Annotated in this window: 13 protein-coding genes; 4 read left to right on the forward strand and 9 right to left on the reverse strand. The window is 76.0% G+C overall.

Going from position 1 to position 25,202, the window contains the following annotated elements:
- Window positions 1-163 precede the first annotated feature (163 nt).
- The gene (locus tag ABT263_RS29195; protein ID WP_352294848.1) at window positions 164-1,378 is read right to left on the reverse strand and encodes an 8-amino-7-oxononanoate synthase; all 1,215 of its coding nucleotides are present in this window, start codon (window positions 1,376-1,378) and stop codon (window positions 164-166) included.
- 317 nt (window positions 1,379-1,695) lie between these two features.
- Here ABT263_RS29195 and ABT263_RS29200 point away from each other — a divergent pair, with 317 nt between their 5' ends.
- Window positions 1,696-4,188, forward strand: coding sequence for a DEAD/DEAH box helicase (locus ABT263_RS29200; RefSeq protein WP_380388750.1), 2,493 nt, complete (start codon window positions 1,696-1,698; stop codon window positions 4,186-4,188).
- Window positions 4,189-4,235: 47 nt separating this feature from the next.
- Here ABT263_RS29200 and ABT263_RS29205 read toward each other — a convergent pair whose 3' ends face one another.
- The gene (locus tag ABT263_RS29205) at window positions 4,236-5,063 is read right to left on the reverse strand and encodes a hypothetical protein (RefSeq protein ID WP_352294852.1); all 828 of its coding nucleotides are present in this window, start codon (window positions 5,061-5,063) and stop codon (window positions 4,236-4,238) included.
- Between the two features lie 215 nt (window positions 5,064-5,278).
- Between ABT263_RS29205 and bioB the strand changes: the two genes are divergently transcribed.
- The 3 genes from bioB to bioD are packed head-to-tail and all read left to right on the forward strand — an operon-like array spanning window position 5,279 to window position 8,660.
- On the forward strand, window positions 5,279-6,571 hold the full coding sequence (gene bioB, locus ABT263_RS29210) for a biotin synthase BioB (RefSeq protein WP_329486212.1): 1,293 nt from the start codon (window positions 5,279-5,281) through the stop codon (window positions 6,569-6,571).
- A 23-nt stretch (window positions 6,572-6,594) separates the two neighbouring features.
- Window positions 6,595-7,896, forward strand: a complete 1,302-nt coding sequence (locus ABT263_RS29215; RefSeq protein ID WP_352294854.1) for an adenosylmethionine--8-amino-7-oxononanoate transaminase — start codon at window positions 6,595-6,597, stop codon at window positions 7,894-7,896.
- On the forward strand, window positions 7,893-8,660 hold the full coding sequence (bioD, locus tag ABT263_RS29220; protein ID WP_352294856.1) for a dethiobiotin synthase: 768 nt from the start codon (window positions 7,893-7,895) through the stop codon (window positions 8,658-8,660). The genes ABT263_RS29215 and bioD overlap by 4 nt, the downstream gene beginning before the upstream one ends.
- An 80-nt stretch (window positions 8,661-8,740) precedes the next feature.
- Here the strand turns inward: bioD and ABT263_RS29225 are convergent, their stop codons facing one another.
- From ABT263_RS29225 to ABT263_RS29255, 7 genes are all read right to left on the reverse strand, one after another.
- Entirely contained in the window at window positions 8,741-9,853 is a 1,113-nt protein-coding gene (locus ABT263_RS29225) for an NAD(P)-dependent alcohol dehydrogenase (protein ID WP_352294858.1), read from the reverse strand.
- Between the two features lie 48 nt (window positions 9,854-9,901).
- Window positions 9,902-10,843 (reverse strand): SDR family NAD(P)-dependent oxidoreductase, encoded by a 942-nt coding sequence (locus ABT263_RS29230; protein WP_352294860.1) that lies wholly within the window; start codon window positions 10,841-10,843, stop codon window positions 9,902-9,904.
- A gap of 9 nt (window positions 10,844-10,852) precedes the next feature.
- A complete protein-coding gene (locus ABT263_RS29235; RefSeq protein WP_329486217.1) occupies window positions 10,853-11,254 on the reverse strand; it encodes an allene oxide cyclase barrel-like domain-containing protein in 402 nt (133 codons plus the stop codon).
- A 102-nt stretch (window positions 11,255-11,356) separates the two neighbouring features.
- Window positions 11,357-11,743 carry a nuclear transport factor 2 family protein gene (locus ABT263_RS29240; protein WP_352294862.1) on the reverse strand — a complete coding sequence of 129 codons (387 nt, stop codon included), beginning with the start codon at window positions 11,741-11,743 and terminating at the stop codon, window positions 11,357-11,359.
- A 129-nt stretch (window positions 11,744-11,872) separates the two neighbouring features.
- Window positions 11,873-13,111 (reverse strand): cytochrome P450 family protein, encoded by a 1,239-nt coding sequence (locus ABT263_RS29245; protein ID WP_352294864.1) that lies wholly within the window; start codon window positions 13,109-13,111, stop codon window positions 11,873-11,875.
- A complete protein-coding gene (locus ABT263_RS29250; RefSeq protein ID WP_352294866.1) occupies window positions 13,108-22,056 on the reverse strand; it encodes a type I polyketide synthase in 8,949 nt (2,982 codons plus the stop codon). Before ABT263_RS29250 ends, ABT263_RS29245 begins: the two co-directional genes overlap by 4 nt.
- 158 nt (window positions 22,057-22,214) lie before the next feature.
- Window positions 22,215-25,202: type I polyketide synthase (locus ABT263_RS29255; RefSeq protein WP_352294868.1), on the reverse strand; the 2,988-nt coding region annotated here is incomplete at its 5' end.

Here is a 25,202-nt window from a genome sequence, read left to right on the forward strand (position 1 = left end):
CGGCGCGGCGGCCGCCGTCAGGACGAATACCCTGCCGAGGAACGGTCGCATCCGCCGCCCCCGCCATCGCTCCCCCGCAATTCGCTCCGCCCCCCGGCGGAGCGCACTGCCCCCGGGAGGGGACGCGGACCGACCGGTGCGTGGTTGCGGGGGGCGGGTGCGGTCAGGCGGAGTGCGCGCCGGCCGGGGCGAGGGAGGCGATGATCCGGACCGCGTCGGCGATCTGGCCGTCCGTGAGGTCCCCCCGGGCGGTGAGGCGCAGCCGGGAGACGCCGTCCGGGACGGACGGCGGACGGAAGCAGCCGACCGCGAGACCGGCCCGGCGGCAGTCGGCGGCCCAGGCCACGGCGGCCTCCGGGCCGGGGGCGCGGACCGAGACGACCGCCGCGTCCGGGGTGGAGGCCCGCAGGCCGGCGGCGGTGAGCCGGGCGGCGAGGGTGCGGGCGACCTCGCGGGCCCGCTCGGCGCGGTGCGGCTCGGCCCGCAGCAGGCGCAGGGCGCCGAGGGCGGCGCCGGCGGCGGCCGGGGCCAGGCCGGTGTCGAAGATGAAGGTGCGCGCCGTCTCGGTGAGGTGGCGGATCACCCGGCGCGGGCCGAGCACCGCGCCGCCCTGCGAGCCGAGCGACTTGGACAGCGTGACGGTGGCGACGGTGTCGGGCTCGCCGGCCAGGCCCGCGGCGGCCAGCGCACCGGCGCCGCCGGGGCCGAGCACGCCCAGGCCGTGCGCGTCGTCCACCAGCAGGGCGGCGCCGTGGGCGCGGGCGGCGGCGGAGAGTCCGGGCAGCGGGGCGGCGTTGCCGTCGACGGAGAAGACCGAGTCGGTGACCACCAGCGCCCGGCGGTGGGCGCGTTCGGCGAGCGCGGCCCGGACGGCGTCCGGGTCGCTGTGCGGGGCGCGGTGGACGTCGCCGCGGGCGAGCCGGCAGCCGTCGATCAGCGAGGCGTGGTTGTAGGCGTCGGAGACGATCAGGGTGTCCGGGTCGGTGAGCGCGGTCAGCGCGGCCAGGTTCGCGGTGTAGCCGGAGGAGAACACCAGGGCCGCCTCCACCCCGCAGAACTCGGCCAGCTCGCCCTCCAGTTCGGTGTGCAGGGCGGTGGTTCCGGTGACCAGCCGGGAGCCGGTGGCGCCGCCGCCCCAGCGCAGCGCCGCGTCGGCGGCGGCCCGGGTGACCGCGGGGTGCCGGGTCAGCCCGAGGTAGTCGTTGCCCGCGAGGTCGAGCACCGGGTCCTCGCTCGGGCGGCTGCGCAGCGTCCGGGTGAGGCCCGCCCGGGCCCGCAGCTCGGCCGTCTCGTCGAGCCAGTCGAAGACGGCGGCGGGGGCGGGAACGGCGTCCGCCGGAGTGCGGACGGGCGGTTCGGACGCGGTGCGGTGGGCCATGCCCGGCACTCTGGCACGGCGGGCGCGACCCGGGCAATGTGCGAAGCGGCACACGCCCGGGCGGCCGTTCCGACGCCGTCTACCGGCGGATCGAGGTCAGTGGGGGCCTCGGGCTGCCGGCGCCGTCGGAGCGTAAGCGGGCCCGGGTGTTCGTCGACCTCGCGCACCGGGGCGCCGGGGAGGCCGTCCGGCAGGAGGGGTGCGCCGGGGTGCGCCTCGCCGAGCGGGTGCCCGCGGCTGCGGGAGGAGCTGAGCCCCGGGCTTTGCCCGGGGTGTGCGCGAGCAGGCAAGATAGCCGGGTGACCCTCCTTGATCTGATGCCGAAGCCCGCTACCCCCGACGCGCTGTACGAGACGTTCGCCGCCTGGGCGGAGGAGCGCGGGATCACGCTGTACCCGGCGCAGGAGGAGGCCCTGATCGAGCTGGTGTCGGGGAACAACGTCATCCTCGCGACGCCGACCGGGTCGGGGAAGAGCCTGGTGGCGGCCGGTGCGCACTTCGCCGCGCTGGCGGAGGGCAAGCGGACCTTCTACACCGCGCCGATCAAGGCACTGGTCTCGGAGAAGTTCTTCGACCTCTGCAAGATGTTCGGCACCGAGCAGGTCGGCATGATGACCGGCGACGCGAGCGTCAACCCGACCGCGCCGATCATCTGCTGCACCGCCGAGGTACTGGCGCAGATCGCGCTGCGGGACGGCGCCCGGGCCGACGTCGGCCAGGTCGTCATGGACGAGTTCCACTTCTACGCGGAGCCGGACCGCGGCTGGGCCTGGCAGATCCCGATCCTGGAACTCCCGCAGGTGCAGTTCCTGCTGATGTCCGCGACGCTCGGCGACGTCCGCCGCTTCGAGGAGGACCTGACCCGCCGCACCGGCCGGCCGACCACCGTGGTCCGCTCGGCGACCCGGCCCGTCCCGCTGTTCTACGAGTACCGCCGCACCACCATGCACGACACCCTGGAGGAGCTGCTGAAGACCGGTCAGGCCCCGGTCTACGTCGTGCACTTCACCCAGAAGGAAGCCGTCGAGCGGGCGCAGTCGCTGATGAGCATCAACATGTGCTCGAAGGCGGAGAAGGACGCCATCGCCGCCCTCATCGGCAACTTCCGCTTCACCACCAAGTTCGGCCGCAACCTGTCCCGCTTCGTGCGGCACGGGATCGGCGTGCACCACGCGGGCATGCTGCCCAAGTACCGCCGACTGGTCGAACGGCTCGCCCAGGCGGGGCTGTTGAAGGTCATCTGCGGTACCGACACGCTCGGCGTGGGTGTCAACGTGCCGATCCGCACGGTGCTGTTCACCGCGCTGTCCAAGTACGACGGCGTGCGCGTGCGGGTGCTGCGGGCCCGGGAGTTCCACCAGATCGCCGGACGGGCCGGGCGGGCCGGGTTCGACACCGTCGGTCAGGTCGTCGCGCAGGCGCCCGAGCACGTGATCGAGAACGACAAGGCCGTCGCCAAGGCGGGCGACGACCCGAAGAAGAAGCGCAAGATCGTCCGCAAGAAGGCGCCGGAGGGCTTCGTCGGGTGGTCCGAGGAGACCTTCGAGCGGCTGATCGCGGCCGACCCGGAGCAGTTGGTCTCCCGGTTCAAGGTGAGCCACGCGATGCTGCTGTCGGTGATCGGCCGGCCCGGCAACGCCTTCGAGGCGATGCGCAAGCTCCTCACCGACAACCACGAGGAGCGCGGTGCGCAGCGTCGGCACATCCGCACCACGATCGCCATCTACCGCTCGCTGCTGGAGGGCGGCGTGGTCGAGCGGCTCCCGGAGCCGGACGCGGAGGGCCGGATCGTCCGGCTGACCCTCGACCTCCAGGAGAACTTCGCCCTCAACCAGCCGCTCTCCACCTTCGCGCTGGCCGCCTTCGAGCTGCTCGACCCGGCCTCGCCCTCGTACGCGATGGACGTCGTCTCGGTGGTCGAGGCCACCCTCGACGACCCGCGCCAGATCCTCGCCTCGCAGCAGAACAAGGCCCGCGGCGAGGCCATCGGCGAGATGAAGCGCGACGGCATCGAGTACGAGGAGCGGATGGAGCGGCTCCAGGAGATCACCTACCCGAAGCCGCTGGAGGAGCTGCTCACCCACGCCTACGAGGTGTACCGGCGGGCGCACCCGTGGATCGGCGACCACGAGCTGCGGCCGAAGTCCGTGGTCCGCGACCTGTACGAGCGGGCGATGACCTTCTCGGACTACGTCGGCCACTACGACCTGGCGCGCACCGAGGGCATCGTGCTGCGCTACCTGGCCGGCGCCTTCAAGGCGCTGGAGCAGACCGTGCCCGACGACCTCAAGACCGACGACCTCAAGGACGTCATCGCCTGGCTCGGCGAGCTGGTCCGCCAGGTCGACTCCAGCCTGCTGGACGAGTGGGAGCAGCTGGCCAACCCGACCGATCCGCAGGCCCCCGAGGTCGCGCTGGACGACAAGCCGGCGCCGGTGACGGCCAACGCGCGGGCGTTCCGGGTGCTGGTGCGCAACGAGCTGTTCCGCCGGGTCGAGCTGGCCGCGCTGGAGAACTACCACGCCCTCGGCGAGCTGGACGGCGAGTACGGCTGGAACGCGGACCGCTGGGCGGAGGCGATGGACGGGTACTGGGACGAGCACGACGACCTCGGGACCGGGCCGAACGCGCGTGGCCCGAAGATGCTGCTGATCGAGGAGGAGGACTCCTCCTGGAAGGTCCGGCAGATCTTCGACGACCCGGCCGGTGACCACGACTGGGGCATCAGCGCCGAGGTCGACCTGTACGGCTCCGACGAGGAGGGCCGGGCGGTCCTGCGGGTCACCTCGGTGGACCGGCTCGACGGCTGACCACCCGACGGCGGCGGGGTCCACCACGGGTGGGCCCCGCCGCCGCGTCACATCCAGACGAAGGGCGCGCCCGCCGAGAAGGAGACCGCCCGGGTGGCCTCGTCGAGCGCCTGCTCGCCGCCGGCCGGGGCGGTGGACGGGGCGCCGACCGGGGTGGGCGGGCCGGAGGGGGCGGGCGGGGCACCGTGCGGCTCGACGGGCCGCGAGCTGGTGACCGTCACGTACTGGCCGACCGCCGCGACGCGCTGCTCCGAACCGGGCTTGGCGCTGCCGGCGGGCTGGGCGGGGGCGGTGGAGGCGTCCGGGAGGATGAAGGTGAGCGCGCCCGGCTTGGCCCGCAGGGTCTCGGCGGCCCTGGCGGCGGCGGCGTGGTCGGCGAAGCGCAGCAGGGTGACGCTGCTGAGCACCGGCTGGGCCTGGCCGGCGAAGCTGACGGCGAGGTAGGCCTGGCAGCCGCTGTCGCGCAGCAGGTCCTCGGCGCGGTCCTGGAGGGTCTCGGCGCAGCTCTCGCCCTGCCGGACACCGGAGCGCTTGCCCCGGTAGGCGCCGACCTCGATCACCCGCTGGGCGGGGAAGAGGGTGTCGACGTTGAGGCCCTCGGGGTCGGTCGCGGCGCGCGGCGGCGGACTGCCGACCACCCGCGGGGTGCTGGAGGCGTCCTTGCTGGCCGGGCCCAGTCCGGGTATCCAGTCGCCGGGCGCCGGGCGGGTGATGATCCAGCCGCCGGCCGCCACCACGCCGACCACCACGACCCAGCCCACGACGCGGCGGGCGCCGAATCTCCCGGGCGGCTGTCGATGGGCCTCGGCCGGCCGGGCGGCTCCGTGCTGTTCCTGGTCACCCGATGGCGGGGTCCGCTCCCCCTGCGTGGTCATGGCGCAGATTCTAAGCAGTGCGCGGGTGGTGGAGATCACGGGGGCGGGCCGTTGACGATCACCCGTACTACCGGTCGGTAACCCCGGCCCCCGGGGGACGTGACCTGCACCACTACCGTGAGCTGTGACACTGTGACAACTCGCACATCCTCCCGGAGATCTTCTGGTGGGTTCCCTCTGGCGTCGCCCGACGGCCAGCAGGCAGGATCAGCCTCATGGATCTGCTCGATACCCTCACCGCCAAGGGCCTGCGCGGGGAAATCCCCACCCGCGAGGAGGCCCTGGCCGTCCTCGCCACCACCGACGACGAGCTGCTGGACGTGGTCGCGGCCGCCGGGCGGGTGCGCCGGCAGTGGTTCGGCCGCCGGGTCAAGCTCAACTACCTGGTGAACCTCAAGAGCGGGCTCTGCCCGGAGGACTGCTCGTACTGTTCGCAGCGGCTGGGCTCCAAGGCCGAGATCCTCAAGTACACCTGGCTGAAGCCGGACCAGGCCGCCGAGGCGGCGAAGGCGGGCGTCGCCGGCGGCGCCAAGCGGGTCTGCCTGGTGGCCAGCGGCCGCGGCCCGACGGACCGTGACATCGACCGGGTGGCCGACACCATCTCGGCCATCAAGGACGCCGACCCGGCCGTCGAGATCTGCGCCTGCCTCGGCCTGCTCTCCGACAACCAGGCCGAGCGGCTGCGGGCGGCCGGCGCCGACGCGTACAACCACAACCTCAACACCTCCGAGGGCACCTACGGGGACATCACCACCACCCACACCTACGCGGACCGGGTGGACACCGTGCAGAAGGCGCACGGCGCGGGCCTGTCCGCCTGCTCCGGCCTGATCGCGGGCATGGGCGAGAGCGACGGCGACCTGGTCGACGTGGTCTTCGCGCTGCGCGAGCTGGGCTCGGACTCGGTGCCGGTCAACTTCCTCATCCCGTTCGAGGGCACCCCGCTGGCCAAGGAGTGGAACCTCACCCCGCAGCGCTGCCTGCGGATCCTGGCGATGGTCCGCTTCGTCTGCCCCGACGTCGAGGTCCGGATCGCGGGCGGGCGCGAGGTCCACCTGCGCTCGCTGCAGCCGCTGGGCCTGCACATCGCCAACTCGATCTTCCTGGGCGACTACCTGACCAGCGAGGGCCAGGCCGGCCAGGCCGACCTCGACATGATCAAGGACGCGGGCTTCGAGGTGGAGGGCGCCGGCGAGGCCACCCTGCCCCGGCACCGGGCCGACATCGCGGCCGCCGCCGAGGGCGGCGCGTGCGGGACGGGCGGCGGCTGCGGGCCGTGCGGCGGGCACGCCGCGCCGGCCGAACAGCCGACCGCGGAGCAGGCCGGGGGCTGCGGGCCCTGCGGCGGGCATACCGCGCCGGCCGTCGAGGCGGACACCGCCGAGGCCACCGAGACCGCCGGGGCCGGGACGGCCGTCGCCGGGGCGAACACCGGCGACGGGCTGCGCAGCGACCTCGTCCGGGTCCGCCGGCGCGGTGCCGGTACCGAGCTGGCCCCCAACGCCTGACCGTCCGCAGGGAAAGACTCACCATGGCTCAGCTGACCACCGACACCCTCCTCGCCCTCGACCGGGCGCACGTCTGGCACCCGTACGGCCCGATGCCCGGCACCGCCACCCCCTACGTCGTCGAATCGGCGTCCGGGGTGCGGCTGCGGCTCGCCGAGCCCGTCGCGGGCCGCCGCGAGCTGGTCGACGGCATGTCGTCCTGGTGGGCGGCGATCCACGGCTACGGGCACCCCGTGCTGGACGAGGCGGTGCGCGACCAGCTGGGCCGGATGAGCCACGTGATGTTCGGCGGGCTCACCCACGAGCCCGCCGTACGGCTCGCCGCCCGGCTGGTCGAGATCACCCCGGAACCGCTGCGGCACGTCTTCCTGGGAGACTCCGGCTCGGTGGCGGTCGAGGTGGCGATGAAGATGTGCCTGCAGTACTGGCAGTCCGTCGGGCGGCCGGAGAAGCGGCGGCTGCTCACCTGGCGCGGCGGCTACCACGGGGACACCTTCCACCCGATGTCGGTCTGCGACCCGCAGGGCGGCATGCACCACCTCTGGGGCGGGGTGCTGCCCGACCAGCTCTTCGCACCCCAGCCGCCGGCCGGCTTCGACGCCCCGCCGGACGCCGGGTACGCGGCGCGGTTCGAGTCGCTGATGGAGCGGCACGCGGGCGAACTGGCCGCCGTGATCGTCGAGCCGGTCGTGCAGGGCGCGGGCGGGATGCGGTTCCACTCCCCGGCCTACCTGCGGATGCTGCGCGAACTCTGCGACCGGTACGGGGTGCTGCTCGTCTTCGACGAGATCGCCACCGGGTTCGGCCGCAGCGGCGCGCTGTTCGCGGCCGACCACGCCGGCGTCTCGCCGGACGTCATGTGCCTGGGCAAGGCGATGACCGGCGGCTACCTGACCATGGCGGCCACGCTCTGCACCGCCGAGGTCGCGGACGGGATCAGCCGGGGCGAGATGCCGGTGCTGGCGCACGGGCCGACGTTCATGGGCAACCCGCTGGCCGCGGCGGTCGCCAACGCCTCGATCGACCTGCTGCTGGGCCAGGACTGGCAGGTCGAGGTGAAGCGGATCGAGGGCGGCCTGCGGGACGGCCTGGCGGACGCCGCCGAGCTGCCCGGGGTCCGGGACGTACGGGTGCAGGGGGCCATCGGGGTGGTGCAGCTCGACCACCCGGTGGACGTGGCGGCGGCGACCGAGGCCGCAGCCCGGGAGGGCGTCTGGCTGCGGCCGTTCCGCGACCTCCTCTACACGATGCCGCCGTACGTGACGCAGGACGAGGACGTGGCGCGGATCGCCGCGGCCGTGACGGCGGCGGCGGTGGCCGGATGAGCGCGCGGATCCTGTTCGTCACGGGGACCAACACCGAGGTCGGCAAGACCGTCGCCACCGCCGCCGTCGCCTCGGCGGCGCTGCGGGGCGGCGCGCGGGTCGCGGTGCTGAAGCCCGGCCAGACCGGTCTGGCCGCCGGCGAGCCGGGCGACGTGGACGACGTCCGCCGCCTCGCCGCCGACCCGGCCGCGGGCGCGCCGGCCGGTCGGCTGACCACGCGCGAGCTGGCCCGGTACCCGGAGCCGCTGGCCCCGAACACGGCGGCGCGGCGCGCCGGACTGCCCCCGGTGTCGCCCGACGAGGTGGCGGCGGAGGTCGCGGCGCTGGCCGCGTCGCACGAGCTGGTACTGGTCGAGGGCGCCGGCGGACTGCTGGTGCACTACGACGACGAGGGCCGGACGCTGGCCGACCAGGCGCGCGCGGTGCGGCGGGCCGGTCTCGCGGCCGAGGTGCTGCTGGTGGCCTCGGCGGGGCTGGGCACGCTCAACATCGTCGCGCTCACGGCGGAGGCCCTGCGGGCGCGCGAGCTGCCGCTGGCCGGCGTCGTCGTCGGCTCCTGGCCGCAGCGCCCCGGGCTCGCCGAGCGCTGCAACCTCGCCGACCTGCCCCGGTCGGCGGACGCTCCGCTGCTCGGCGCCCTCCCGGCGCACGCGGGCGGCGCGCCGGACTTCGCCGCGCTGGCCGTCGCCTCGCTGGCGCCCGAGCTGGGCGGCGACTGGGACGCCGCGGCCTTCGCCCGGACGCACCGGCCGTACGCGCTGTAGGTCGCGCGGGAGGCGCGGGTGCCCGCCCGGGCCCGTAGGGGGCGGGCGGGCACCCGGCGGGCACCCGGCGGGCACCGGGCTCAGGCGGGTGCCGGGCCGTGCAGCAGTACCGGTTTGACGGCAGCTCCGGCGACCGAGTCCGCGACCGCGCGGTTGATGTCGGCCAGCGGGTACGACCGGACGAGCCGGTCCAGCGGGAACCGGCCCGCCAGGAAGAAGTCCAGCAGCTGCGGGATCAGCAGCTGCGGGACGCTGTCGCCCTGGAGGATGCCCTTCACCGTGCGGCCGAGCAGCTGGACCAGCCCGACCGAGAGGTCCTGCCCGGTGCCCGCCGAACCGACGATGCCGGCCGTTCCGCCGACCGCCAGCGACTCCACGGCGGCCCGGGCGGTCCGCGGCAGGCCCACCGCGTCGAGCGCGAAGTCGACACCGCCCCGGCTGAGCCGGACCACGGCGGCCGCCACGCCGTCCTGGGCGCCGTCGAGCACGTCGGTGGCACCGAGTTCGAGCGCGAGGTCCAGCCGGGCCCGGTTCAGGTCGACGGCGATGATCCGTGAGCAGCCGGCGATCCTGGCCGCCATCACCGCCGCCAGCCCCACCGGCCCGGCGCCGAACACCACGAGACTGCTCCCGGGCGGTGCCGCGAACACCCCGAGCACCGCGCCCGCGCCGGTCTGCAGCCCGCAGCCCAGCGGGCCGAGCAGTTCGAGTGGGGCGTCCTCACGGACCTTCACGACACTGCGCCGGTGGGCGACGACGTGGTCCCCGAAGGAGGACTGGCCGAAGAAGTGCCCGTTGATCTCGGCGCCGTCCGCGTCCCGGTAGGCGGTCGAGCCGTCCGCCCGCCGGCCGCGCAGGTTGAGCGGCAGGAACGACGCGCAGTGCATCGGGTGGCCGGTGAGGCAGGGACGGCAGGAGCCGCAGCTCATCGGCGCCAGCACCACCGGGTCGCCGGGGGCGACCGAGGTCACCCCCGCGCCGACGGCCGCGACCACACCGCTGCCCTCGTGCCCGAGGACGGCGGGCAGGCCCGGCGGGAGGATCTGGTCCAGCGCCAGCAGGTCGGTGTGGCACAGGCCGGTGGCGACGAGCCGGACCAGCACCTCGTCGGCCCGGGGCGGCTCCAGCAGGACGTCCTCGACCGTGAACGGCCCGCCCTTGCCTCGGGCGACGGCGGCCTTGATGGACAGCATTCGGGTCCTCTCTCATGACGGTGGGCAGAGGCAGGGGCCGGCCCCGGGTCACCGACCCGGGGCCGGCGGGGCGGCGGGGGCGGCCGCCGGGTCGCCGGGGCGGGCGCCGGGCGGGTCGACCGGGGCGTCGTGGCCGCCGTCGTCGTGCGGACCGGCGGTGGTGCTGGTCACCCGGCCGTCGGCGAAGCGCAGCCGGCCCTCCCCGGCGACGACCAGGTCGGCGAACTCGAAGCGGGTGATGCCGGTGTCCGCCGCGACGACCCACGCCTGTCCGGTGCGCCCGTCCCGCACGGCGACGGCCATCGCGTCCACCACGAGGTCCGGGGCGGCCACCGCCACCCCGGCGGCCCGCCAGGCGGCGAGGCGCCCGGCGATCAGCGGCGTCTCGACCGCGCCCGGGCAGAGCACGTTGAGGGTGACGCCGTCGCCCGCGAGGGCCGGCGCCAGCGACCGGACCAGCCCCACCACGGCGTGCTTGGAGGCGGCGTAGAACACGTCGGGCGAGGGACGCAGCCCGGTGGTACTGGCGGTGACCGTGATCGAGCCCCCGCCACGGGCCCGCAGCGCCGGGAGCGCGGCCTGCACCCCGTAGACCACCGAGTCGACGTTGACCGCGAGCAGCCGCCGGTAGGCCTCGGGATCGAACCCGTCGCCGATCGCGCTCCCGGCCAGGACACCGGAGTTGAGCCAGACGGCGTCCAGGCCGCCGAACCGGTCGACCGCGGCCCGCACCAGCCGCTCGTTGTCGGCCAGTTCGGCGGTGTCCGCCCGGACGAACAGGGCGCCGGTCTCCCGGGCGACCGCCTCGCCGCGGGCCCGGTCGATGTCGGCCAGCACGACGTGACCGCCCTGGGCGGTGAACCGCCGGGCGGCGGCGGAACCGATTCCGCCGCCCCCGCCGGTGATCAGTACGACCTTGCCCGCGAAGCCCGCGAGGTCCGCGGACCTCGCGGGGCCCGCGGGGCCGGCCGTGTCCGGAGTCGTGTCCATGCGTCCGGGCTAGGAGAGCAGGGTCGAGAAGAAGACCAGCTTGGCCTCGGCGACCTTGCCGGGGTCGACCGGGCGCCACTGGCGGACCCCGGTGCGCCCGGCGTAGCTGCCGCTCACGCCGACCACCGGGCAGTAGAGCCACTCACCGGAGACCAGGTTGCTGAACCGCGCCCAGGCCTCGACGTGCACGTCGCCGTCGGCGAGCGCGATCTTCTCGGTGATGCAGGTCATCAGCTCGTCGTCGCTCTCGCGGCGCGTGACGATCTTGTAGAAGCCGTCGACCGTACCGATCGCGGCACCCGACGGGTCGCGCAGCTCCGCCACGTAGGTGCCGCTCTGTCCGACCTTCGGGTCCTCGAAGTCGATGTCGTTGGCGAAGGTGACCAGGTGCTCACTGAGGTTCTCGAACATTGTCCATCGTTCCTTCGGTAGGGGTGCCGGGTGCTCCCGGCGGTCATGACGGGTGGGGTCGGGTGCCCTGGGACGAGCCGGGGCGGTCGGGTACCGGGGTTGTCAGGCCTTGCGGAACACGTCCTTGACGAGGATCAGGCCGTCCTTGAGCGTGAAGAGGTCCACGCCCCGGTCCAGCACCCGGCCGGTGGCGTCGCGCAGGGTGAACTCGATGATCTGCCGGTCCCCCACGACCACGGCCGGCTCGAAGACCAGGGCGATCCCCTGATCGCCGAACTCCTCGCGCTTCTTGACCAGGTCCACCAGGTAGTCCCGGATCTCGTCGCGCCGGTAGGTGGTGCCGGGCTCGGGCCCCTCGGCCACGCTCCAGACGCCGTCCTCGGCGAAGCAGGCGACCGCCTCGTCGAAGGCGTCCCGGGCGCACGCGTCGAAGAAGGCCGCGACCTTGCCCTCGCCCACCGCCGTGCCGGCTACCGCGTTGTCGGTCATCGTGATCTCGTCTCTCTCGGGTCGGGATGTGTCGGTCGGAATCTGTTGGTCGGGATGTGTCGGGCACGCTCGGTCGTACGGAACGGGCCGGGCGGGCCGGGTGGGCCGGGCGGGCCGGGTGGGTGCCGGTCAGGACAGCAGGACGGGCAGGCTCTCCAGCCCGCGGAACTGGAGGCTGTGCCGCCAGACCAGCCGGTCGGCCGGCACCGCGAGCTCCCAGCGGGGGAAGCGGCTCAGCAGGCGGCCGAACAGCACCTCGCCCTCCAGCCGGGCCAGCGGGGCGCCGATGCAGTGGTGGATGCCGTGGCCGAAGGACAGGTGCTGGTTCCTGGTGCGGCCCACGTCCAGCTGGTGGGGGTCCGCGAAGACCGCCGGGTCCCGGTTGGCGGCGCAGAGCGAGACGAAGACGATCTCGTCCGCCGGGATGGTCACCTCGCCCACCTGGACCGGCTTGGTGGTCCAGCGGATGGTGGCGAGGTTCAAGGGGCTCTCGTAGCGCAGGAATTCCTCGACCGCACCGGCCAGCAGGGTGGGGTCGGCCCGGAGCCGGCCCAGCTGGTCGGGGTGCTGGATCAGCGCCAGCACGCCACTGCTGATCATGTTCGCGGTCGTCTCGTAGCCCGCGTTCATCAGCAGGAACAGGCTGGAGATCAGTTCGCCGCCGTCCAGCCGGTTGCCGTCGTCCTCGGCGTCGATGAGCGCGCTCACCAGGTCGTCGGCGGGCTCCTTGCGCTTGGCCTCGACCACCGCCGCCAGGTGGCCGTACGCCAGCCCGACCGCCTCCCGCTTCTCGGCGGCGGTGGACCGGACGCTGGTGAGCACGCCGTTCCAGCGGCGCAGATCGGCGAAGTCGGACACCGGCACGCCCAGCAGGGCGCCGATCACGTAGATCGGGAAGGCCAGGGCGATCTGCTCGACCAGGTCGAACTCCGCGCCCGGCACGACGTCCTCGACCAGGTCGTCGGCCAACTCCTCGATCCACGGCCGCATCTGCTCGACCCGGCGCATGGTGAAGGCCTTGGAGACGATCCGCCGCAGCCGGGTGTGGTCCGGGGGGTCGCTGAAGAGCATGCTGCGCGGGTTGCTGCCCGCCGAGCCGTCGGGGTGCAGGGCGTGCCGCTCGATGATCCGGGGCAGGCCGAGCGCGTCCTTGGACAGCGACTGGTCGGCCAGCAGCGCCCGGACGTCCTCGTGCCGGGTCACCACCCAGGCGTTGACCTCCGAGGCGAGCGTCTTCACCACGTGCCGGCCGACCGGCGCCTCGGTGCGCAGGACGTCGTAGGAGGGATAGGGGTTCTGCATGAACGTCGGACCGAACACGGTGTCGGCCTCCGGGGCCGGTGCGGGCGGGGTGGATTCGGTGGTCATCGCGGTGCTTCTTCCTCCGGTACCGATCCGGACAGCCACGACTCGACGGCACGGCCGGTCGAGGGTCCGGAGTCTCCGATGATGGTCAGGTGATCTGCCGGCACGTCGACCGTCGTGTGCCGGGTGGGCCAGGACGCCGCGGGGACCGGTCGGTCCGCCGCGGTGCCGGGGAGGGACTCGGTCGCCCGGACGAGCAGGACCGGGCTCGCCACCGGCGCCGGCCGCCAGTCGCGGAACAGGTCGAAGTGACGGCCCATCGCGCTGAGTCCGGCGTCCGTGGTCGCCTCCACCAGCTCCGCGCGGTCCGCCAGGGCGGTGAACAGCGTCGACTCCAGGGCGGTGAGACCCGGGCTGCCCGGCAGGTGACTGTCGAGCAGGACCACGGCGGCCGGGGCCGCTCCCTCCTGCGCCAGCGCTCCGGCCACGGCGTGCGCGACCCAGCCGCCCGACGAGTAGCCCACCAGGACGACGGGCCGGTCGCCGTGCTCCGCGCGGACGGCGGCCGCCTGGCGGCCGACGAACTCCGCCAGGGTGCGGGGCAGTGCCTCACCGGCCGCGTACCCGGACGGCACGAGCACGGTCAGGCCCCGGCGGCCCCGGAACGCGGTCGCGAACCGGGCGTACTGGTAGGCGTGCGCGGGTGCCACCAGCGAGGGGAAGCAGACCAGGGGCGGTCCGGCCGGTCCCTCGGCGAAGCGGGCGCTCCGCGGTGCGGGCGGCGCCGACGCCGGGGCGTCCGGTCCGTCCGGGCGGTCCGGGCCGTCCGGTTCGTCGCGCAGGTGGGCGGCGGCGGCGAGCAGGCGCAGCCCCTGGCCGGCCCGGCCGGCCAGGCTGGCCTGCCGGAACAGCGCCACCAGCGGGGTCTCGGACCCGTTCGGGGCCGGAGCCTGAGCCTGAGTCGGAGCCTGAGTGGGAGTCGGAGTCGGGTCCACCGGGGGTGCGTCGACGATCCGCTCGGTCAGCAGGGCGGCCAGCGCCGCGCCCGTCGGGCACTCGACGATCGCCGACGGGGCCAGCCGGACCCCGGTCGCCTCGTGCAGCCGGGTGCGCAGCTCCGCCGCGCCCAGGGAGTTGAGCCCGAGTTCGGTGAAGGCGTCGGCCGGCCCGGCGGGCGCGTCCGGATCGCCGAGCACGGCGGCGACCTGATCCAGCACCACCTCGGTCAGCAGCGCCGTCCGGGACGCGGGCGGCGCTTCGCGGAGCCGTCGGCGCAGCGTCTCGCTCCCGGTCTCGGCCTCGTCCGGCTTCGACCCCGGCCGCACATACGTGTGCGGACTCGTGTGCGGACTCGTGTGCGGGCTGCCGGCCGGCTCCTGTCCGGTGAAGGCCTCCCGGCCGGTGCCGTTCCCGGCCCCGGGCCGGCCGGTCATGGCGGTGGAGCGGGTCGCGGACAGCCAGTGGCCGCGGCCCTGGAACGGGTAGACCGGCAGGTCCACCCGGCGGCCGCCGCCCGGGGCGGTCAGGTCCACCGGCAGTCCCCGTACGTGGAGGCGGGCGAACGCGGCCGTCAGCGCGGCGCGGTCCGGGCGGTCGGCCCGCAGCAGCGGGACGGCCGCGGCGGCCCCGGGATCGGTGAGGCAGTCCTGGACCATCGCGGTGAGCACGGCGTCCGGCCCGAGTTCGACGAAGGTGCGCACCCCGCGCCCTTCCAGCGTCCGGACGCCGTCGGCGAACCGGACCGGCTCCCGCACGTGCCGCACCCAGTAGTCGGCGCCGGTCACCTCGGCCGGACCGACCACCGCACCGGTCAGGTTGGAGACCAGCGGGATCACCGGCGGGTGGTAGGCGATCCGCTCGGCCTCGGCGCGGAACGCGGCCAGCATGCCCGCCATGTGCGGGGAGTGGAAGGCGTGGCTGACCCGCAACCGCTTGGTCCGCCGGCCCCTGGCGGCCAGCACGGCGGCGACCTCCCGGACGGCGTCCTCGTCGCCGGAGAGCACGGTGGCGGCGGGGCCGTTGACCGCGGCCACCGAGAGCCGGTCGGCACGCTCGGCGACGAGCTCCGCCACCTCGTCCGGCCCGGCCTCGACGGCCGTCATCGCGCCGCCGGGCGGCAGCTCCTCCATCAGCCGCGCCCGGGCCGCGACCAGTGCGGTGGCGTCCGCGAGGTCGAACACACCGGCCACATGGGCGGCGGCGAGCTCCCCGATCGAGTGCCCGGCCACCACGTCCGGCACCAGGCCCCGGCTCTCCACGAGCCGGAAGAGGGCGACCTCCAGCGCGAACAGCGCCGCCTGGGCGTGCCCGGTCCGGTCCAGCAGGGCGGCCCCGGTGGAGCCGGGGCCGGCCTGCAGCACGCCCCGGACGGAGTGGCCGAGCCGCTCTTCGAGCCCGTCGCAGGCCTCGTCGAACGCCGCCCGGAAGACCGGGAACGCCTCGTACAACTCCCTTCCCATTCCCGGGCGCTGGCTGCCCTGCCCGGTGAAGAGGAAGGCCACCGCGCCGTCCGCGGCCACCCGGCCGGTGATTACCCCGGGCACCTGGCGGTCCGCCGCGAGTGCGGCGAGGCCGGCGTCGAAGCCGGCCCGGTCCTCGGCGAGGACGACCGCCCGGTGGGTCAGCGCGGCCCGGCCGGTGGCGAGGGACCAGCCGAGGTCGGCGAGCGTCTGGTCGGGGTGGGTGCCGAGGTGGGCGCGGAGCGAGCGGGCCTGGGCGCGCAGCGCGTCCGCGCCCCGGGCGGAGACCGGCAGCGCGAGGACGCCGGCGGCCGCGGCGGCGGTCCCGGTGGCGGTGACGGAGCCGGTCGCGAGGTCCGCCGCGGGGGCGGGGGCCGGCCCGGGCTCCGGCTCGGGGGCCTCCTCGATGATCGCGTGCGCGTTGGTGCCGCTGACCCCGAAGGAGGACACCCCGGCGCGGCGCGGCCGGTCGGTCCGTGGCCACGCCACCGGCTCGGTCACCAGTGACACCGCGCCGGACGACCAGTCCACGTGCGGGGACGGCGCGTCCACGTGCAGCGTCCGGGGCAGCACCCCGTGCCGCATCGCCAGCACCATCTTGATCAGCCCGGCGAGGCCGGCGGCGGCCTGGGTGTGCCCGATGTTCGACTTCACCGAGCCCAGGTACAGCGGCCGGTCGGCCGGGCGCTCCTGCCCGTAGGCGGCCAGCAGAGCCTGCGCCTCGATCGGGTCGCCCAGCCGGGTGCCGGTGCCGTGCGCCTCCACCGCGTCGACCTCGGCCGGCGTCAGACCGGCGTCGGCCAGCGCCTCGCCGATCACCCGCTGCTGGGCGGGCCCGTTCGGCGCGGTCAGGCCGTTGCTGGCGCCGTCCTGGTTCACCGCGCTGCCGCGCAGCACCGCGAGCACCGGGTGCCCGTTGCGGCGCGCGTCGGAGAGCCGCTCCAGCACCAGGACGCCCGCGCCCTCACCCCACCCGGTGCCGTCGGCCCCCGCGGCGAACGCCTTGCAGCGGCCGTCCTCGGCGAGTCCGCGCTGGCGGCTGAAGTCGACGAACACTCCGGGGCCGGACATCACCGTCGCCCCGCCGACCAGCGCCAGCGAGCACTCGCCCTGGCGCAGCGACCGGGCGGCGAGGTGCAGTGCCACCAGCGAGGACGAGCACGCGGTGTCCACGGTGAGCGCCGGACCGCGCAGGCCCAGGGTGTAGGCGAGCCGGCCGGAGAGCACGCTGGCCGCGTTGCCGGTGCCCAGGTAGCCGTCCAGGCCGTCCGGGATCTCCCGGACGAACGACAGGTAGTCCTGCCCGTTGGTGCCGATGAACACCCCGGTGCGGCTCTCCCGCAGACCGAGCGGGTCCAGGCCGGCGCGTTCCACCGCCCGCCAGGCGATCTCCAGCAGCAGCCGCTGCTGCGGGTCCATCGCCGCCGCCTCGCGCTCGCCGATCCCGAAGAACGCCGCGTCGAAGCGGTCGGGCCGGTCCAGGAAGGCGCCGTGGCGGGTGTAGCTGGTGCCGGACCGCTCCGGGTCCGGGTCGTACAGGGTGGCGAGGTCCCACCCGCGGTCGGTCGGGAACTCGGACACCGCGTCGCGCCCGGTGCGCAGCAGCTCCCAGAAGTCCTCCGGACTGGCGACGCCGCCGGGGAACCGGCAGTCCATCGAGACGATCGCGACGAGGTCCTCCGCGGGATCGGCACCGGCCGCGGACCGGTCGGCCCGCTGCTCGGTGTCGTCCCGCAGCCGGGTGCGCAGATGGGCGGCGAGCGCCTGCGGGTTCGGGTGGTCGAACGCGAGGGTCGGGGGCAGGGTGACGCCGAGGGCGGTGCCCAGCGCGTTGCGCAGTTCGACCGCGGTGAGCGAGTCCAGGCCGAGTTCCCGGAACGGCTTGTCGGCGACGACCGCCGTCGCGTCCCGGTGGCCCAGCACCCGGGCCGTGGTGGCCGCCACCAAGTCGCGCAGGGCCCGGTCGAGTTGGGCGGGCGGCAGGGCGGCGAGCCCGGTCGTGGCGCTGCCCGGGCCGGCCGTCGCGCCGCTCGGGGCGGGCTCCGGCCGGGCTTCGGGCAGGTCGGCGAGCATCGGCGGCAGCGGCGCTCCCGCGGCGGCCAGCCGCGCCCAGCGGACGTCGGCGACCACGGTGGTGGCGGCGCCGGCGTCCACCGCCGTGCGCAGCGCCGCGAGGGCGGGCCCGGCCGCCATCGGCTCGACCGCGAGCCGGGCCAGCTTCTGCCGGGCGCCGTCGCCCGCCGCCATCCCGGCGCCGGCCCACGGCCCCCACGCGATCGAGGTGGCCGGCAGGCCGTCCCGCACCCGGCGCTCGGCCAGCGCGTCGAGGAACGCGTTGGCTGCCGCGTAGTTGCCCTGGCCGGCGCTGCCCAGCGTGCCGGCCACGGAGGAGAAGAGGACGAACGCCGACAGCTCGGTACCGAGGGTCAGTTCGTGCAGGTTCAGCGCGGCGGCGGCCTTCGCCCGGGCCACTTCGGCGAGCCGCCCGGGCGTCAGCGCGGTCAGCACGCCGTCGTCGAGCACCCCGGCGGCGTGCACCACGGCCGTGACCGGGGCCGGGAGCCCGGCCAGCAGGGCGGCGAGCGCGGCGCGGTCCGCCACGTCGCACGCCTCGATGCTCACCTCGGTACCCAGCGCGGCCAGTTCGGCGGCCAGCTCCTCGGCGCCCGGTGCGTCGGCGCCCCGGCGGCCGGTGAGCACCAGGTGCCCGGCGCCCTCCCGGGCGAGCCAGCGGGCCACTTCGGCGCCCAGCGCGCCCGTGCCGCCGGTCACCAGGACGGTGCCGGACGGCTGCCAGCGCGGCGGCGTCGGGCCGGGCCGGGCGCGCACCAGCCGGCGGGCGAACACCGCGTCGCCGCGGATCGCGGCCTGGTCCTCGCCCGTCGCCCCGGTGAGGAGGCCGGCGAGCCGAGCGCCGGTCCGCCCGTCCGGCGCGGCCGGGAGGTCCACCAGGCCGCCCCAGGTCAGCGGCTGTTCCAGCCGGGCGACCTGGCCGATCCCCCAGAGCGGGGCCTGGGCGTAGCCGCCGAGGCCGTCCTGCGGGGTCGCCGGGACGGCGTCCCTGGTCGCCGTCCAGAGCGGGACGTCGAGGCCGAGGTCGGTGACGGCCTGCTGGACCGCGAGGGCGCCGGCGAGGCCGCGGGTGATCTCGGGGTGGTCCGGCTCGGGCCGCTCGTCGACGCCCGCCAGGCAGAGCACGCCACGAAGGGCGGGGGCGGCGTCGGGGGCGGCGGGGGCCGGGGTGTCGGCGGGGGCCGGGGTGTCGGCGAGGGCGGCGCGGATCCGGTCGGCGAGTTCCGCGCGAGCGGCCACCGGCACGATCACCGGCTCGACGCGCCCGCGCAGGCTCGCGACCACCTCCGCCGCCCACGGCCGGTCGTCCTCCCCCTCCGGGACGACGACCAGCCAGCGGCCGGGCGCGCCGGCGGGGGCGGTCGGGTCGGTCAGGGCAGCCAGGTCCGCCAGGTCGGCCTCGGGCAGCCGCTGCCAGCGTGTGCGGTACTGCCAGTCGGCCGCCCGCTCGCCGGCCTGCCGCGAGTGGTGCCAGGCCGACAGCGCGGGCAGCGCCCGGCTCAGTGGCACGTCGCCCGTCAACTCCAGTGCGGCGGTGAGCCCTTCGAGGTCGCCCTGGTCCACCAGCCGCCAGAACTCCGGGTCGGTCCGCCCGGCCGGGCCGGCCGGGTCGGCGCCCTCCTCGTGCGACAGCCAGTACCGGTCGGACCGGAACGTGTACGTCGGCAGGTCCACCCGCCGGGGGCTGCCGTCGGTCCCGGCCGAGACCACCCCGGCCCAGTCGACCGGGACGCCGGCCGTGAACAGGGCCGCGGCGGCGGCCAGCGCGGCGCCGCGCTCCGGGCGGTCCCGGCGCAGCAGCGGCACGGCCAGCGGTGCGCCCGGCAGCTCGCCGGCCGGGCCGGCCGCGGCGGCCCGGACCGCCGAGGCGCACTCCGCGACCAGCGCCGACAGCACCCCGTCCGGGCCCGCCTCCAGGCAGGTGTCGAACCCGTCCGCGAGCAGGGTGGCCGTCACGTCCGCGAAGCGCACCGGCGCGCAGATCTGGTCCACCCAGTAGGCCGCCGAGCCCCAGGACGCCCCGTCACTCCACCGGCCGGTCACCGCGGCGACCCCGGGCAGCTCGGGCGACCGGGTGGTCACCCCCGCCAGCACCTCGCCGAACGCGTCGAGCATCGGCCGCATCAGCGGCGAGTGGAAGGCATGGCTCACCGTGAGCGCCTTGACCCGGCAGCCCGCCGCGCGGGCCACCCGGCCGACCCCCTCGACCGCGTCCGCCCGGCCGGAGACCACCACCGAGGTCGGACCGTTGACCGCGGCGACCGCCAGCTGCCCCGGGGTCCGGGCCTCCTGCTCGGCCACCCAGCCGAGCACCCGGTCCGGCTCGGCCTGCACCGCGAGCATCGCGCCACCGGTCGGCAGCGCCTGCATCAGCCGGCCGCGGGCCGCCACCACCGCACAGGCGTCGGGGAGCGACCAGACGCCCGCGACGTACGCGGCCGTCAGCTCGCCGATCGAGTGGCCAGCCACGGCCGCCGGCCGGATGCCCCACGACCGGGCGAGCCGGACCAGCGCGACCTGGAGGGCGAACAGCGCGGGCTGGGCCAGATCGGTCCGGTCCAGCGACCGGCCGTCGGCGGCGACCCCGGTGGCCATCGCCTCCCGCAGCGGGACGCCCAGCAGCGGGTCGAACGCGGCACACACCTCGTCGAGCGCCGCCGCGAACACCGGGAACGCCTCGGCCGCCCCGGTGCCCATCCCGGCCCGCTGGGCGCCCTGGCCGGTGAACAGGAACGCCACCCCGCGGCCGGTCCCGGCCGCGCCCTCGGCCCGCACGACGGCGGGGTGGGCCGTGCCGGCCGCGACGGCCCGCAGGCCGTCGAGCAACTCCTGCGGGCTGTCGCCCAGCACCACGGCCCGGTCCTCCAGCGCCGGGCGGGTGGTGGCCAGCGACCACGCGACGTCGACCGGTCCGGGCGCGGACCCTGCGGCGGCCCCGGCGGTCAGGGAGTCGGCGGTCAGGAAGTCGGCCAGCCGGGCCGCCTGGGTGCGCAGCGCCTCGGGACCGCGCCCGGACACCACCCACGGCAGCGTGCCGCGCGCCACCGCCCCGTCGGCCGGTTCCCCGGTCGGCCCCTCGGCCGGCTCCTCGACCGCCGGGGCCTGCTCCAGCACCAGGTGCGCGTTGGTGCCGCTGATCCCGAACGCCGACACCGCCGCCCGGCGCGGCCGCCCGGTCTCCGGCCACGCCACCGGCTCGGCCAGCAGCGACACCGCGCCGGAGGCCCAGTCCACGTGCGGGGACGGCGCGTCCACGTGCAGCGTCCGGGGCAGCACCCCGTGCCGCATCGCCATGACCGCCTTGATCACCCCGGCGACCCCGGCGGCGGCCTGGGTGTGCCCGATGTTCGACTTCACCGAGCCCAGGTACAGCGGCGGGCCGTCCGGGCGGTCCCGGCCGTAGGTGTCCAGCAGCGCCTCCGCCTCGATCGGGTCGCCGAGCCGGGTGCCGGTGCCGTGCGCCTCCACCACGTCCACGTCCTGCGTGGTCAGCCGCGCGTCGGCCAGGGCCCGGCGGATCACCCGGCGCTGGGACGGCCCGTTCGGCGCGGTCAGCCCGTTGCTGGCGCCGTCCTGGTTCACCGCGCTGCCGCGCAGCACCGCGAGCACCCGGTGGCCGTTGCGCCGTGCCTCGGACAGCCGCTCCAGCAGCACCAGGCCGACGCCCTCGGACCAGCCCGTCCCGTCGGCCGCCGCCGCGAACGACTTGCAGCGGCCGTCGGCGGACAGCCCGCGCTGGCGGGAGAACTCCATGAACAGCGTCGGCGTCGACATCACCGTCACGCCGCCCGCCATGGCCAGCGAGCACTCACCGGCCCGCAGGGCCCGGGCGGCCAGGTGGATCGCCACCAGCGACGAGGAGCAGGCCGTGTCGACGGTGACCGCCGGGCCCACCAGCCCCATCGCGTAGGAGATCCGGCCGGAGACGACGCTGTCGGCGCTGCCGCTGATCAGGTAACCCGCCACCTCCTCGGGCACCGTGCTCTGCCGCAGCGCGTAGTTCTGGTACATCGCCCCGACGAACACCCCGGTGTCGCTGCCGCGCAGGGTCAGCGGGTCGATCCCGGCGCCCTCCGCGACGGTCCACGCGGTCTCCAGCAGCTGCCGCTGCTGGGGGTCCATGGCGAGCGCCTCGCGCGGCGAGATGTCGAAGAACCCGGCGTCGAACTCCGGCGCGCCGTAGAGGAATCCGCCCGCCCGCGCATAGGTGGTGCCCGGGTGGTCCGGGTCCGGGTGGTAGAGGTCGGCCGGCCAGCCCCGGTCGGTCGGGAACTCCGACATCGCGTCGCGCCCGTCCTCCACCAGCCGCCAGAGGTCCTCCGGCGACCGGACCCCGCCGGGGTAGCGGCAGGCCATGCCGACGATCGCGATCGGCTCGTGCTCGCGGTCCTCCAGCTCGCGCACCCGCTGGCGCGACCGCTTGAGGTCGGCGGTCACCCGTCGCAGATACTCGACGACCTTGTCCTGCTCCGACACCTGTCGTTCCCTTCCGTGCTGCGTCGTGTGCGGGTCGTTCCCCGGGCGGGCGACCGGGACGGTCACTGGTCCGGGCGCCGCTTCGGCTGCCGGGTCGGCCGTTGGTCCGATCACCGGCACGGCCACCGGACCGGTCACCGGACCCGTCACTTGTCCCATCACTGGGGGTCGAGTTCGGCGTCGATGATGTCGAAGAGCTCGTCCACCGAGACGCTGGCGATCCGCTCCGAGTCCGCCGCCTCCTCGGGGCGGGCCATCGCGTCCCGCCACCGGGCGAGCAGCGTCTCCAGCCTGGTCGCTACCGCCCGGCCGTCCAGGTCCGTCACCGAGGTGGCGGCCAGCGCCGCCTCCAGCCGGTCCAGCTCCTCGCCGACGCTCGCCACCGGGTGGTCCTCCCGCGTACCGGGCAGCACCAGGCGCTCGGCCAGGTGGGCGGCGATCGCCGCGGCCGTCGGGTGGTCGAAGACCAGCGCCGTGGGCAGCCGCAGCCCGGTCAGCAGGCCGAGCCGGTTGCGCAGTTCGACCGCGGTCAGCGAGTCGAACCCCAGCTCCGAGAGGACCCGGTCCGGCTGGACGCGCTGGGTGCCGTCGTGACCGAGCACGGTCGCGATCGCCTCCCGCACGGCGTCCAGCAGGATCCGGTCGCGCTCCGCCGCGCCGGCCGCGGCGAGCCGGTCCAGCAGCGCCCCGGAGCGGCCGGCCGAGGCCTGCCGACGGCCGGACGGGCCCCGGACCAGACCGTGCAGCACCGACGGCAGGGCCGACCCCTGCGCACGCAGCGCGCCCACGTCCCAGCGGACCGCCGCCAGCAGCGGCTCACCGGTGCCGACGGCCTCGTCGAACAGCGCCATGCCGTCCCGTGCGGTCAGCGGCACCAGCCCGCCCCGGGCCAGCCGGCGCAGGTCCACCTCCGAGAGGTGCCCGGTCATCGCGCTGGCGTCGGCCCATAGGCCCCACGCCAGCGAGGTCGCGGGCAGGCCGAGCCCGGCCCGGTGGGCGGCGAGCGCGTCCAGGAAGGCGTTGGCCGCCGCGTAGTTGGCCTGGCCGACGCCGCCCAGCACACCGCTGGCCGAGGAGTACAGCACGAAGGCCGAGAGGTCCAGCCCGCGGGTCAGCTCGTGCAGGTGCCAGGCCGCGTCCACCTTCGGGCGCAGCACCCCGGCCGCCTGTTCGGCGGTCATCGACGTGATCAGGCTGTCGTCCAGCACGCCCGCCGTGTGGACGACGGCCGTGAGCGGGTGCGCCGCCGGGATCGCGGCCAGCAGCCCGGCCAGCGCGTCACGGTCGGCGGCGTCGCAGGCCGTGAGGACGACCTCCGCCCCCAGCCCGGTCAGCTCGGCCCGCAGCTCCTCGGCGCCCTCGGCCCGCGGACCGCTCCGGCTGATCAGCAGCAGCCGGCGGGCCCCGTGGGCCGTCACCAGATGACGGGCCACCAGGCGGCCCAGCACGCCGGTGGCGCCGGTGACCAGCACCGTGCCCGCCGGGTCCAGGGCCGGGAACGCCCGGTCCGGGGCCTGTTCGGCCTGTTCGGCCCGGACCGCCGGGGTCAGCCGGGGCACCAGCGGCGCGCCGTCCCGGACGGCCACCTCCGTCTCCGCCCCGAGCGGGACCGCGGCCAGCGCGGCCGTGTCCGCCGCCCGGTCCAGGTCCGCGTCCAGCAGCCCGAACCGGCCCGGGTGCTCCGACCGCGCGGAGCGGACCAGACCCCAGACCGCGGCGGCCACCGGATCGCCGCCGTCGGTCGCCCCGGCGCAGACGAACACCAGCCGGGACTCGGCGAACCGCTCGTCGGCCAGCCACTCCTGGACGAGCGCCAGCGCCTCCCGGACCGCCGTGTGGGCGGCGGCCGGTACGTCCCCGGTGGGCGCCGTCACCCGGACCAGCACCACCGGCGGCACTGCCGTGCCGGTGTCGACCGCGGCGGCCAGCGCACCGAGACCGGCGAACGCGCGGATGCCCTCCGGGCCGCCGGGCCGGTCGCCGAGGACCGCCCAGTCGGCACGGTCCACCGGCGCCGCGGTGGCGGCCGGCTGCCACTCCAGCCGGAACAGGGCGTCCGGCTCGCCGCGCCGCCCGGCGGACGGCGCCGGCGCGAGCCGCACCGAACCGGCCGAGGCGACCACCATGCCGTCGTGGTCCGTCAGGACCACGGAGACGGTGTCCGCGTCCGTGTCCTGGTGCGACTCCGTCGCCCCCGCGCGGCCGATCACGGCCCGGACGGCGGTGGCCCCGGCGGCGTGCACCTGCACCTCCGTCCAGGACACCGGCACCAGCGGCCCCGACGCGTCCCGGGTGGCGGTCCACGCCCGGACCGCCGCGTCGAACAGCGCCGGGTGCAGGACGAACGCCCCCGGTTCGGCCAGTTCGACCTCGGCCCACACCCGGGCCTCCTCCTGCCAGACCCGCCGCGGCCCCGGGAACGCCGGTCCGTACGCGATGCCCTGGTCGGCGATCCGCTCGGCCACCGTGTCGGCGGCGAGCTCCGTGCCCGGCCGCCAGACCACCGGAGCGGCCGGCTCCCGCTCGGCACCGACGGCGGCCGTCAGATGGACGGTCCATTCCTCTCCGTCGCCCGCCTCGGGGCACGACCGCACGACGACCGACCGCAGGCCGGCGCCGTCCGCCGCCCCGACGACCACCTGGACCCGGACCGCGCCCTGCTCCGGCAGGGCGAGCGGCACCGTCGCCGTCGCCTCCGCCACCCGGGGCGCGCCTGCCCGGTCACCGGCGGCGATCACCAGGTCGAGCAGCAGCGAACCGGGGAGCACGACCAGCCCGTCGATCGCGTGGTCGGCCAGCCAGGGGTGGGTGGCGAGGGAGATCCGCCCGGTCAGCAGCGCTCCGCCGTCCGGGAGTTCGGCCGAGGCGGCGAGCAGCGGGTGCCCGGCGTCGGACAGCCCCGCCGAGGACACATCGCCCCCAGCCGCCGGCTCCAGCCAGTAGCGCTCGCGCTGGAAGGCGTACGTCGGCAGCTCGACCAGGCGCGGGTCATGGCCCGCGAACAGAGTGGGCCAGTCGACGTCCGTACCGTGGACGAAGGCGTGCGCGAGGGCCGTCACCGTCTGGCGGGCCTCCGGCCGGTCCGCGCGCAGCGCGGGCGCGGCGGCGTCGACGAGGGCGGAGAGCACACCGTCGGGGCCGAGTTC

The organism is Kitasatospora sp. NPDC001603 (assembly GCF_040298365.1).
Lineage (GTDB): Bacteria > Actinomycetota > Actinomycetes > Streptomycetales > Streptomycetaceae > Kitasatospora.